The organism is Gillisella vitis, from assembly GCF_021559775.1.
GTDB classification, from domain to species: domain Bacteria; phylum Pseudomonadota; class Alphaproteobacteria; order Rhizobiales; family Rhizobiaceae; genus Allorhizobium; species Allorhizobium ampelinum.
The window spans coordinates 2,768,794-2,782,178 of the sequence record NZ_CP056047.1; the positions used below are offsets into that span (position 1 = coordinate 2,768,794).

Annotated in this window: 5 protein-coding genes; 1 reads left to right on the plus strand and 4 read right to left on the minus strand. The window is 59.5% G+C overall.

Annotated features, from left to right (window positions below; translation table 11 throughout):
• The first annotated feature begins 240 nt into the window (after positions 1-240).
• Positions 241-1,443 carry a glycosyltransferase family 4 protein gene (locus AVCG78_RS13000; RefSeq protein ID WP_174089708.1) on the plus strand — a complete coding sequence of 401 codons (1,203 nt, stop codon included), beginning with the start codon at positions 241-243 and terminating at the stop codon, positions 1,441-1,443.
• Here the strand turns inward: AVCG78_RS13000 and AVCG78_RS13005 are convergent.
• The 4 genes from AVCG78_RS13005 to AVCG78_RS13020 all read right to left on the minus strand — a co-directional run bounded on the left by AVCG78_RS13005 (position 1,427) and on the right by AVCG78_RS13020 (position 13,290).
• Positions 1,427-2,938: a tetratricopeptide repeat protein gene (locus tag AVCG78_RS13005; protein ID WP_156582942.1), complete on the minus strand. Its 1,512-nt coding sequence runs from the start codon at positions 2,936-2,938 to the stop codon at positions 1,427-1,429. The two genes, AVCG78_RS13000 and AVCG78_RS13005, sit on opposite strands and share 17 nt — an antisense overlap.
• On the minus strand, positions 2,935-7,962 hold the full coding sequence (locus AVCG78_RS13010; RefSeq protein ID WP_071203860.1) for a tetratricopeptide repeat protein: 5,028 nt from the start codon (positions 7,960-7,962) through the stop codon (positions 2,935-2,937). Before AVCG78_RS13010 ends, AVCG78_RS13005 begins: the two co-directional genes overlap by 4 nt.
• A gap of 181 nt (positions 7,963-8,143) precedes the next feature.
• On the minus strand, positions 8,144-8,533 hold the full coding sequence (locus AVCG78_RS13015) for a DUF6165 family protein (RefSeq protein ID WP_071203862.1): 390 nt from the start codon (positions 8,531-8,533) through the stop codon (positions 8,144-8,146).
• A gap of 137 nt (positions 8,534-8,670) precedes the next feature.
• A complete protein-coding gene (locus AVCG78_RS13020) occupies positions 8,671-13,290 on the minus strand; it encodes a beta strand repeat-containing protein (RefSeq protein WP_071584922.1) in 4,620 nt (1,539 codons plus the stop codon).
• Between the last annotated feature and the right edge of the window lie 95 nt (positions 13,291-13,385).

Genomic DNA, 13,385 nt, shown 5'->3' on the forward strand with positions numbered 1-13,385 from the left:
AGTTTTTCGTGAGGATCCGCCCTGCCCCACAAGCCGGGAACGGACCCATTCAACCCGACCGTAGAAGCCGAAGCTTTCGCCATGCTGGATTTTCGTGAATCCGCGTCGCAAACAGAAGCAATTCCCTTACCGTCGTTGATAACGCGGCCCACACTGTTCCAGCGCCTGGAAAAGCAGGTTAAGCTTTTGCAACCAGGGCGAATCGCCCTGAAAACCGCCAGGCTTGGAGATATGCTGCCCGTGACCCAGACGCCCAGACGGCCCGTGATTATCCATTGGGGCATATCCAGCTTTTTCGGCTGGGGCATTTACGGCCTCAACCTGGCGCTCAACTGGTCCACCGATCCGCAGCTGGAGCCGGTCACATCCTTTCCGTTGCAATCCGACCAGATCGTCGTCGATCCGTTGCGGCAACGCGCACTTGGCGGGTTTTTCCGGGCCAGCGCCGACCTTTCGAACCGCATCGCCGCCCAGAGCGAAAAGTCCCTGACGGTCAATACTCCGCTTCTCGCCGGGCTAGGCAATGATTTCACCATGTCGCCCGGCCCCAAAGGCGTGGCGCTTTCAGGCAGCCCGACGCTGGGCGTGGTGTTCTTTGAACTGCCGCAACTGTCGGAGGCCACGAAAGCCAGAGCGAAAGCATTTCCGCTGGTGATTGCCGGATCGAGCTGGAACGAAGAGATCATGCGCGCCCATGGCCTCACCAATGTCACCACCGTCATCCAAGGCATCGATCAGACGCTGTTTCACCCCGGCCCGCGCCAAGGCGTTCTGGCCGACCGCTTCCTGGTGTTTTCAGGCGGCAAGCTGGAATTGCGCAAGGGGCAGGATCTGGTGGTTGCCGCGTTTGCCCGGTTTGCCAAACGCCATCCCGAAGCCCTCTTGGTCTCCGCCTGGCACAGTCCCTGGCCACAATTTGCCCTGACGCTCAACCGGTCCGGCAAGGCCACCGCCATCACCACCAATGACAAGGGCGCCATCGATCAATCCGCCTGGATTGCCGCCAACGATATCGCTGCCCATCAGTTTCTTGATCTCGGTTCTGTCCCCAATGCGCTGATGGCACCGATCCTGCGCGAAATGGACGTGGCGGTCTTCCCCAACCGCTCCGAAGGCGGCACCAATCTGGTGGCGATGGAATGCATGGCTTGTGGCGTGCCGACGATTCTGTCGGCCAATACCGGTCATCTCGACCTGATCGACGGCGGCAATTGCTATGCGCTGGAACATCAGACCCCCGTTGCTGGCGAAGGCGCCGGCGTCGGCTCCGTGGCCGGGTGGGGAGAAAGCAGCGTCGATGAAATCGAAGAGGCGCTGGAGCGGGTCTGGCGCGACCGTAACGAAGCCCGCCGCCGTGGCGAGCGCGGCGCGGCGAAACTGGCTGGCTATACCTGGTCGCGCACGGCGGATGCGATGAAAAAGATCATCAGGACTTATTCGTAATCGCTTCGGCTAGCGACACCGCCTGTGCAATCGGGGCGGTAAAATCCCCCGCCTCGGTTTGGCGGCAAAGCTGCATGGACGGATACCAGGGCGTGGTGGCGCCCTCAGAACCCCAACGCCAATCCGGCACTTTCTTCAAAAGGCCGATGGTCGGTACGCCAAGGCTACCGGCCAGATGCAGCGGCGCGGTGCAGACCGAGACGAAGGCCGAAAGCTGGGTGAGGATGGCCGCCGTGTCGAGAAAGGCATCCGCTCCAGCATCGAAATCCGGACCTGGATGTTCCAGCGTGAAGGACAGGCCCGCCACCTTATAGCCCGACGGTGTCTCGGCGGGTTCCAATGCTGCTTCGTCAAGTTTTTGCAGGGCGATCAGCCGTGTACCGCCAAGGCTCGCAAAGGGCGATAACTGTTCGGGACCGGCAAGGCTGCGGCCTTTTTCCGCTGGTGACAGGGGATTGCCACGCCAGACAAAGCCCAGGGCTTTTTCGCCTTGTTTCAAATCAAGCCGTTCACGCCACAGCGAAACCCGCTCCGCCTGTGGCTGCAAATAGGCACGGGCTTTCGGCACGCTTCCCAGCGTCAATTTCAGCCGATGCGGCAGACCAAGCAACGGCACCTGAAAATCGATGGTCCCTGCTGGCGGGTTCTCTGCCTGTACCCGGTCAGCGCCCGGCACATCCGCCAGCAGCCCGACCAGCTTGTTTGGCACTTGCAGGATCACCTCGCCGCCAAGCGATTTGACCAGGGGTAGCAGCTTGACGAACTGGATCGTGTCGCCAAGCCCCTGTTCCGCATGGACCAGCAGGCGTTTGCCTTGAAACGGTCGCCCGTTCCAATCGGCAATATCCGTGTGACGTGCTTCCCCCGGAAAGCCTTCGGCCTGCCAGCGCCATTCATACTCGGCAAAACCAGTGGTATAATCGAAAAGCCGCAGCAGGTTGAGGCCAAGGTTGTAATGAGCCTCGGCCGAGGTGGGATAGATTTCCAGCGCCTTGGACAGCAGCGCCATCGCCGCTTCCGCCTCGCCCAATTCGGACAGCGCATTGCCGAGATTGTGGAGCGCTATGCGGTTTTGCGGATCGAGTGCCAGCGCTTGCCGATAAGCGGTAATCGCTGCCGGATAATCATCGAGATCGGCATGCGTTACGCCGATATTGGCGTGACAGGCGGCATTGTCAGGTGCCAATTGCGCAGCGCGTTGATAAGCTTCCAGCGCATCCGGCTTGCGCCCGGCCTCACCAAGCGCATTGCCGAGATTGTACCAGATATCGCTTTCCTCAGGCGCAAGTCTGAGCGCCCTGGCATAAAGCGACAGTGATTGCGCCAGATCGCCGCGCGAGCGCTCCGCCGAGGCCAGCAATCTGAGCGCATCGACCTGGTCGGGCTCTTCCTCGAGAATGGCACGGTAATGAGCAATCGCCTCGTCCAACATCCCAGCCTTGTGCAGCTGAAAGGCCTGGATCAGCCTTTCGCCCGACGCAGTTTGGTTCGTCATGGCTTACGCTCCACCAGCCGCTTGAGGTCTTCTGCCACCGCCTTGGCCACACTTGCCCAATCGCCCGGTTGCGGTTGGCGAAACAGTTTCAGGCCCGGATACCAGGGGCTATCGTCTCGACCGGTCATCCAGCGCCAATCCGCACCGTATTTCAGCAGCGCAAAGCATGGCACGCCCAGCGATGCCGCAAGATGCAGAGTGGAGGTGCAGGAGGAAATCACCAGATCAAGCGCAGCAATCGCTGCCGCCGTCTCGCCGAAATCGCCAAGGTCTGACCCCGGCACCTGCATGGCCTTGGCAAACTCCAGACCGGCCATCTGTTCCAGCCCGTCCTTGAATTGCAGGCTGATGAAATGCGCTCCTTCGACAGCAAACAGTGGCTCCAGCGTTTTCAAGGGCGGTGAGCGCCCCTTGTCGGCGCGCGCGACCGGATTGCCCTGCCAGACCAGCCCGACCCGCAAAGCGTCACGATGCCCAAACCGCGCTTCCCAATCCGCCACCCGGCGGGGATCGGGCCGGAAATTGGCCGGTCCGGGCAAGGTTTCCAGCGTGGTTACAAAAATCAGCGGCAGGCTCATGATCGGCGCTTCGACATCGGCATCGTCAATGGCATCGACACCCTGGCGACGCAGGGTGATGTTGCGCCTCTCTACCACCAGCGTTGAAAACAGGCTGATCAGCGGCTCACGCAATTCCAGAATGACATGCCCGACCTTGAGAGCGGCTTGGCGCACGAAACGGGCAAACTGGATCTGGTCGCCCAACCCCTGTTCTCCGTGGATCAGCAGTACCTTGTCCGGCAGGGCCTCGCCGGTCCAGCGCGGCATGGGCAGCGAGCGCGCCACCATTTCGGCACCCTGCCAGCGCGTCTCGTAATCGCGAAAACCCTGCGGCAGATTGCCCGCCATCAAATGGGCATGCGCCCGGTCGATCAGGGTTTCGACATCGCCAGGCAGGAGATCCAGTGCAGTGTCCAGACTGGCGATTGCCTCCTCAACCCGGCCCATTTCGCGCAATGCATTGCCAAGCCCGCGATGGGCCTTGGACAGATCCGGGCGAAGCTGGATCGAGGCGCGGTAAGCCTCCAGCGCTTGCCCATAGCGGTCCGTGTCGCGCAAAAGATTGCCAAGCGTCATATAGGCTTCGGCGCTGGGGCTGGTCTCCAGGCTTTGGCGCAGGCAGGCCTCGGCCTCATCCTGCTTGCCGACGTGGCGAAGGGCTATGGCATAATTGGTCTGGAAGGTCGGTGTTGCAAGACCAAGGGCCGCCGCCCCCCGCAGCAGGACATAGCCGCGATGGTAATGCAGGCGCTCAACCGCCAGCCCGCCCAGCATATGCAGCGCCTCGGCCCGTGTTTCGTCCTCATGCAGCAGCGCCGCATAGGTCGCCTCGGCGGCAGTGACATTGCCGGCCATATGGGTGCGGATGGCGGCGGCCAATCGTTGCTGCGGACCCGGCTGGGCCGGAACGGCAACCACCGGCTCGGCGGCTTCAAACAGTTGCGCCCTGTCACCCTCGACCAGCCTGCCAAGCGCCTCGGCCACGCGCGAGACGACACCGGCAAAGGGTTCCGCTTCGACCTCATCGGCCACACGGCGAAACACCCGGCTTGCCGGATACCAGGGGCTATCGCTGCGGCCACGCAGCCAGCGCCATTCGGCATGCGACTTGAGGATCACCCAGGTCGGGCGGCCAAGCGCGCCAGCCAGATGCGCCACCGCCGTATCGGAGGTGATGACGAGATCGAGATTCATGATCATCGCTGCCGTATCGGCAAAGGCATCGGCACCACTGTCGAAATCTTCTGGCGGGCGCTCGACGGCAAAATCCACCATATCCAACTGTTCTTCGCCTGCCCCCTTTTGCAAGGCGATCAGGCGCACACCGTCGATGGCGGCAAGTGGCGCCAACACCTGCAAGGGAAAGCTGCGGCCCTTATCGACCTGTGGATCGGGATTGCCCTGCCAAACGAGGCCGACGCGGAAGCCAGGCTTTGCCGCAAGAAAGCCTGCCCAACGTCGCACGCGAAGCGGATCGGCAAACAGATAGGCGGGAAAAGCCGGGATCGTCTCGACGACTGTGCCGCAAAGCAGCGGCAAGCTCATCATGAAAACGTGGTAATCGAGCGGCGGGACGGGATCGCTTTCGCAGACAACGCCATCCACTCCCGGCACGGTTTGCAGCAGCGTGGCAATCTTGCGACGGCAGCCAATCATCACCTTGGCCGCGCCTTTTTCCTTCAGGAGCGCCACATAGCGGACGAACTGGAAAGCATCGCCAAAGCCCTGTTCGGCGAGAACCAGAATGGACTTGCCCGCCAGATCCTCCCCCTGCCAGACCGGTAGCCGGACGCGGGTGCGGTCTATGCCGAGGATTTCCACCAGGAAGCGACGCTCGTAAAGCGGCAGGCCACGGGCATAATCGCCCTCGTTCAGCAAACACATGCCCAGCGCCATTTCCGCATCGGCATAGCCGGGACGGGCCTCAATGGCCTTGCCAAAGGCCAGTATCGCCTCGTCTTCGCGGCCGGTATCCATCAGGCTGATGCCGAGATTGCTCCAGGATTCCGCATGGCCGGGCTTGGCAATCGCGCCCTGTCTCTGGATCCAGCAGGCCAGATCGGCATAGCCGTGATTGCGCTCCGCCACACCCAGATTGCTCCAGGCATCGGCATTGCCGGGGTCAAGCGTCAAAGCCTTTTCCCAGGCGCGGGCGGCGGCCTGCGGCTGTTTGGCTTTCAACAGAACAGCACCCAGCTGCACGTGATGCGAGGCCAGTTCCGGCTCAATCCGGCAGGCGCGTCGCAGAGCTTCCTCCGCCACGTTGAACCGGCCAAGCGCCAGCGCCGCCGCCGCATAAACCGACAGGGCGTGACCTGAGCGCGGCTGGGCTTTCAGCACCTCGCCTGCGCGGCGCAAGGCTGTTTCGGCATCACCCACCGACGTTTCGCGCCGGGCCAGCGCCAAAAGGCACGGTGCGTGACCGGTATCGTAGAGCAGCCCGTGGCGCAGCGCCCGCATCCCATCGGTCACAAGTCCCGCAGCATCGAGCGCAATGGCGAAATTGCTCCAGTGATCGCCAAGCGAGGGGCGGATCGCCACCGCGCGGGCGCAAAAGGGAATGGCCTGCCGCCCTGCCACCGATGAGCGCTCCCCTGCCTCCAGGCAGGCCATGCCAAGCAGATTGAGCACCCGCTCTCTTTGAAAATCCTGCGTCAGCACATGCCGGTAAAGCTGCACGGCCCGCCCATAATCGCGGTCCTGATGGCGCTTGATCGCCTCGTTCAATCCGTCACTGGCCTCAGCCGGCGCATCATCCGTGGCGCGACCAGCAAACAGCAGCACTTTCAGCTCATGCGCCACGTCCTGAAGCACCGGTTGCCATTGCCCCGCCTCCATCTGGCGAAACAGCCGCATGGTCGGGTACCAGTCGGTCAGAATGCCATCCATACCCCAGCGCCAGTCCGGGGCTTTCTTCAGCAACAGCCAGACCGGCCTGCCCAATGCGCCCGCAAGATGGGCAAGGGCCGTATCTGAGGTGATGACCAGATCCAGCGACGCCATCAAAGCTGCGGTATCGACAAAGGCATCGGGACCGTCATCCAGACCCGGAGCGGGGTGCAGCGCCAATCCCTCTGGTGCCGACTGATCGGCTCCCACCCCCTTTTGCAGGGAGATGATGTCAATTTCATCCGAAAACTCGGCAAGCGGCTGGAAGCACTCCAGCGGCAGCGAGCGGCCCGGCTCACCATAGGCCTTTGGATTGCCCTGCCAGGACAGACCGATGCGAAAACGTGTCTTCTTCTGCTCTTGCTCCTGGCTTGGAGAAAGCCCGCAAAGCCAGTCGCGCCAGCGCTCGAAAAGCTGTTTTTCCAGTGTGAGATAGGGAACGCGCTGGCCTGTCGCCTCTGGCACAAGGTTGATCAGGCCCGGCAGCGACAAGAGCGGTGCCCAGGCCGCGTAAGCGGGCAGATCCGCACCATCAGGCAAGAGCGTGATGGACGGAGTCGCGAAAAATTCGGAAAGGCTTAGCAGACGGTAGAGTTGCGGTTGGCAGACGAAAACCACATGCCCGACCCGCTCCGCAATGCGCGGCAAAAACCGGATAAACTGGATTGTATCGCCCAATCCCTGCTCATGGAACACCAGCAGCGTCTGGTCTTGCAGCGCTTCGCCCTGCCAGCGCGGCCCCTGCATCAGCAGGGGCGAGGTGGAACTCCCGGTGGCCTGATCACGCAACTCGTAATCGGCCCAGGCCTCGCTCCATTGGCCGTCCAGCAATTGCAGGCAGGCGCGGTTGAAGCGGTGAACGGGGGCATCGCCGATGCCAATCAATTGCTTGAGAATCCGGTCCGCGCCCTTCAAATTGCCCAGAATGCGCAGGCTTGCCGCCAGATTATTGGCGGCGCGCCGATGCGAGGGATCGAGCGTCAGCGCCTTTGTATAGCTGTCACAAGCTTCGGGATCGCGTTGCAATCCATGCAGCAGCACGCCGAGATTATAGAACGCTTCGGCATCCGGCTTCAGCTCCAGCGCCCGGCGCAAATGGGTTTCGGCTCCCGTACTGTCTCCAAGCTCCAGCAGGATGACACCCATCTGAGCCAGCAGAGACGGTTCATTGTTGTCAAGCGCCAGACCCTGCCGAGCCGCATTCAGGGCTTCATCCCATCGTTTTGCCGATGTCAGGGCCAGAACCAGATTGGACCATGCGCCAACGGCTTTACCGTCAAGCATCACGGCGCGAGCGCCGATATCGATGGCGCGTTGATGGTCACCCACTGCAATCAGCGGAAGAACCATATTTTGCAGCAGGCCGGACTGGTCTGGCGCAAGTTGCAAAGCATGTTCGAAAGCGGGAATGGCCTCGGGGGAACGGCCGGAAAGATGAAGGGCGAGCGCATAGTAATGAGCGGTCTCGGCATGATCTGGATGGGCCTCGAAAAGCGCCGTCAAGCCCTGCAAGGCCTCAGGCACGCGCCCCTGCGCCAACAGCGAACGGCACTGCGAAACCTCATGCGTCGTCATAACGCGCTCTTCTTTCATCCATGGGCCAGATCCAAGGCCAGGAACACCGAACCATCATGGCCCTGTTTTACCCAAAATCGGCGCGTCGGCCACTTAATATCAAGGCGAAAACATGCTCATGCATCCTCGCCTAAAGGTCAAAGAGTCCCAAACATGAATCAAAGACCCATGCCACCGTCAATCAGGCCGCAGCATAGGGCTTGTAGGACTTTTCCTCGATGATGTCAGAGCCAAGCTCGACATTGATCTGCCGCTTCAACTCGGCGCGCCGGTCATTGGTGACATAGACCGAACGAGCGAGAGACACGAAACGCGGACCGAAATCACCGTCGCGCTCGCAATCGCGGATATCGTCCTCGATCTCCCAGAGCGCCGTATTGACAGCAAGAAGATCACGGCTGATGGCGATGACACCCTGATGAGCGGCCACCGGCTTCAGCCGTTCATTGAGCAGGGACAGCTCGCGCTCGACATTGGTGCGCTTGGCCTCGTCCGTGATCCGCTCTGCCTTGATCTGGAGAATGGTGATCTTGTCGATCAACTCACCCCAGGACACCGGAACTTCAATCATTGCAGGTCTCCGATTCGTGGAAATGCCACGATACAACACCGAAGCGAACACTGGGAACCGGTTTTCGATGCCGTGCAATGCTCGTACACAGACAGTTGCCCGGCCCAGGTCAGAACCCCAGGGCCGGGAGTAATACCTTATGAGCTCCAGCGGAAGTCGCTGCCCGACATGTTGTCCGCCGTCTTGCCCGACAGGGTCATCTGCATATCTACCGTCCCGTCGCCATTGGTATCGACAAACAGAGTTGCCGTATCATTGACGAAATAGGCTTCCGAATTGCCACTCGCCGAAAGGCTAGTTGATGTCCCAAGGTAGGAGAAGGTGCCGCTCAGCCCGCTGATCACCAGCTTGTCCTCACCATTGACGAAATCGGTAATCTTGTCCGGGTTCGAGGTACTCGATTTGTCCGTGGAGGTGAAGGTGAAGAGGTCGGAACCGGCCCCACCCGTCACTGTATCAGAGCCGCTGCTCATATAGATCGTGTCATTGCCAGACCCCAGGTCCACCGTCGTATTGGTGCTGCCCGACAGCACGATCAAATCGGCCCCCGTGCTGCCGGTGATATACTCGATATTGGCCGTGGTCAGCGTCGAGGCGGAACCGAGCGTCAACGTGTCCGAGCCCGTGCTCAGATCAATCGTCACGCCGGTATACTGGCCGGAAATGGTGATCGTATCGTCATAGGCAGAACCGACCAGGGTTTCGACACTGGAGACGGTCGCGGTCGCGGCTTTCTCAAAGCTCAGGTAATCCGCGCCTGTACCCAAGAAATACTGGCCGTTGGAGATTTCCGTGTCCCTGATATAGACCACATCGGTATTGCTGCCGCCGGTGACGGATTCGACATTATAGAGGCTGATCATATTGGAATAATTGCCGAGCGTGACCACGTCGTTGCCATCGGCCAGGTTGAGTTCGATGCCCGACACCTGAGCACCCAATGTCACCTTGTCGTCGCCGGATCCACCCGTGACCGTCTCCACACCGACGATTGTTACCGTGCTTGTAGAGGACGCCAGCTTTACTTCGTCCGTGCCGCCGCCCAGCGAAATATAGCCGCTATAGGTGCTGCTGTTGATGGCGATATAGTCCGCCAGGGACTGACCGATGATGGTTTCCGCATTCGCCACCGTCACCGTATTGGTCGTATCAGCCAGCGTCAGCTTGTCGGAACCATCGCCCAGATCGATAAACCCACCGGTCCATTGCGTGGCCAGCGTGATGATGTCGGCATTGGAGCCGCCATTGACCGTCTCAACGTTGGAAACCGTTGCCGTCAGGCCCGCGCTCCAGCTCAGGGTATCCTGGCCATCCCCCAGATTAAGAGTTGCCCCGCCGATCGACCCGCTGACAGTCAGGACATCGTCGCCGGTTGACCCGACCACCGTTTCGACATTGGCGATCGTCACGGTTCCGGATTCGCCGAACGTCAGCAGGTCATTGCCGCTGCCCAGATCCAGCGTGCCGCCGGTATAGACGCCAGACAAGGTGATGTCGTCGATCATCGAGCCGCCAGTCACCGTTTCGATATTTTCCACCGTCACCGTATTGTTGGCGGAAGACAGGATCAGGCGGTCACTGCCAGCATTGAGATTGATAAAGCCATCCGTAATCTGTTCGCCAAGGGTGATGACGTCGCTGCCGACATCGCCGAGAATGGATTCCGCGCCGGTGACGGTGACGGTGCCACCCAGTTCCGACATTTGCAGAACATCGTTGCCGGCCCCAAGCTTGATCGTGGTTGCCGTTATCGCGTCTGAAAACTCGACAGTATCGTCTTTCTCACCCCCGGTCACCGTTTCGACGCCCGACAGGGTCACCGTGTTGCCGAATGCCGAGAAGATCACGCCATCCTGACCTGCCCCCAGATTGATATAGCCCGATGCACCTTCGGCAAGGGTGATAAGGTCGGCGGCAGCACCACCGGTCACCGTTTCGATGCCGTTCACCGTCGCCGTGCCACCGACATCGCCAATGATGAACTGGTCATTGCCGGCACCAAGCGAAATCGTGCCGCCGGTCATATAGGCCGAGAGAGAAATAATGTCATCGACATCGGAGCCAATAATCGTCTCGATACTGGAGACCGTCAGCGTTCCGCCTCCATCCGCCAGCGTCAGGCTGTCGAGACCGTTGCCGAGATTGAGGGTCATGCCGGTCGTGCTGGAGGCCAGCGTGAACACGTCGCTGTTGGTGCCGCCAGAGATGCTTTCCACATTGGCAAGTATGGCCGTATTGGCATAATTGCCAAAGATGACGGTGTCATTGCCATCGCCAAGGTCGATATTGACGCCAGTGACCGTCGCATTGAACCGGATGACTTCATCGCCGGTACCACCGATGATCGTCTCCACATTGGCAGCCGTTACCTGTCCGCCATTATCCTGGAATTTCAAGATATCGTTGCCACCACCCAGATCGATCATCGTCGCGCCGCCGACCGTGCCGATCACGACCGTATCCGAACCGGAACCGCCGGTGATGGTTTCGACATTGGAAACCGTGATGAGGTTCTTCGTGGCAGCCGTGTCAGCGTCGTTGACATCAGCCATGATGATGGTATCGACACCGTCGGAAAGATCGATACTGCCCTTGAAACCACTGGCAAGAATGATTTTCTGGGTTCCGCTACCGCCGACCAGCGTTTCGACATTCTGCACGGTCACGGTCGCACTGCCACCGACCGTCAACGTATCGTCACCAGCACCTAGATCGATCGTGCCAATGGTCACGGTTCCTGAAACCGTCACGACGTCGTCCGCCGCACCACCGATGATCGTTTCGATATTGGCCGCCGTCAGGGTGCCGCCCTCGTCACTCAGCGTCAGCTGATCGAGACCCTTGCCGAGGTCAATCGTACCGGCAGAAATGTCGGTGCCGAGCGTGATGACGTCGCTGGACGTGCCGGCATTGATGGTCTCGACGTTCAAAATCATCGCGGTATTGTTGAAATTGCCGAAGGTGACGCTGTCATTGCCAGCACCGAGGTCGAGATAGACGCCCTGTGCGGCGCGATCAAACTTGACGACGTCGATGCCGTCATCGCCGATGATGCTCTCGATATTGCGGGCCGTGACCGTACCGCCTTTCATGATGGTCAGCGTATCGTCGCCGGTACCCAGATCGATCAGCGAGCCGGTAATGGCGCTGGTGATATACACTTGATCGGTCAAGGTGCCTCCGACGATGGTTTCAATCCCGGCGATGGAAACGGTATTATCAAAATCACCCATCGTGAGCTTGTCGGAGCCGGAGCCAAGCGAGATCAGATTGCCGGTCAACAGGGTCTTGTAGAGGATCTGCTCGCTGGCGGAACTGCCCAGAATTGTCTCGACGTTGGAAATGGTCAAGGTTCGTCCAGAGCCGGTAAGCGTCAATGTATCATCGCCGCCCTTGAGATCGATTTCGCCACCCGTCGAGGCGACCGAGAAATTGATCGTATCTTCACCATCGCCGCCGATCAGGGTTTCGACACCGGAAATGTTGATCGTGTTGGAACCATCGGCCAGCGTCAGCTTGTCCATGCCAGTGCTGAGATTGATCGTGCCCTTGGTCAGTTCGGTGGTCAGCGTGATGATGTCGCTGGAACTGTCGCCGGTAATGGTTTCGACATTGGCGAACGTGACGTTGTTGTTGTACTTGGCCAATGTTACGCGGTCGCCATCGTCGTCCAGATCGATCAGGCCGCCGGTTATCTGCGTTTTGAAAATAATATAGTCTTTGGTTTCACTGCCGATGATATTCTCGACATTTTTCAAGGTGGCCGTGCCGCCGTCCTCATTGAAGACCAGGGTATCTTCTCCGGCTCCGAGATCGATCAAGCCGCCGGACTTGGCTTCCTGCATGTAGATAAAATCGCTGCCCGAGCCACCATAAATGGTCTCGACACCGTAGACACTGACGGAATTGGTGTAATTTCCCAGAACAAGCGTATCATTGCCGCCATTCAAGGAAACATATCCGCCAGTGAACGCACTCCCGATCGTGACGTGATCGCTTCCGCTCGATCCGACGATGCTTTCGGCACCTGAGATTGTCAGCTTATTGGTATAATTGCTGAGAACGACAGTATCATCGCCTTCACCGGCATCGATACTGAAATTGGAAGCCTTGCTGTTCAGCTGAATGCGGTCGTCGCCGCTGCCAGCCACGATTGTTTCGGTATTGGAGACATAGACCGTGCCGCCGCCATCGCCGAGACTAACAGAGTCGTTGCCGGAACCGAGATCCACGCGGCGCGTCTGGTCGCCGCTTTTATTCTCCATAATCACGATATCGGACTTGGTACTGCCGGTAACCGTCTCAACATCGATCAGGGTAAGCGAATTATCGAATTTGCCGAGGATCACCCGGTCGGAACCGGTTCCGAGATCGATATAGGTCCCGAGCGCCTGGGCGCTCATCGTCAAATAGTCATTGCCCTGGCCAGCGACGATCGTTTCCACATTGAGGATGGTTGCGGTGACGCCAAGGTCCGAAAAGGTCAGGCTGTCGATGCCAGCGCCCAAGTCGATGTAACCCGATGTAGTCTTAGTATCGTAGAAAATCTCGTCTGCACCGGTGCCACCCAAAACGGACTCGACATTCGACAGCGTAACGTTGTTATCAAAATTGCCGAGGATCAGCTTGTCGTTGCCACCGCCAAGATCAAGGTAAGCGCCAGAAACCTGATCGGTCAGGAGAATAATGTCCGTTGCACTCGTTCCAGTTAAACCATCAAGACTGCTTACAGTCGTTGTCTTATTAGACGTTGCCACGGCAAATCCCCATTGTGGTAATTGCCGACGCAGGTCAGCAACAAAGCGTTTAGTCGACATACGCTCGACCGGCGATCATGGGGAAAGATAGGAAG

Bases quoted from the DNA above. Each gene is read 5' to 3' on its own strand.
- AVCG78_RS13005 (WP_156582942.1), bottom strand. From the start codon at position 2,938: ATGACGAACCAAACTGCGTCGGGCGAAAGGCTGATCCAGGCCTTTCAG.
- AVCG78_RS13010 (WP_071203860.1), bottom strand. From the start codon at position 7,962: ATGACGACGCATGAGGTTTCGCAGTGCCGTTCGCTGTTGGCGCAGGGG.
- AVCG78_RS13015 (WP_071203862.1), bottom strand. From the start codon at position 8,533: ATGATTGAAGTTCCGGTGTCCTGGGGTGAGTTGATCGACAAGATCACC.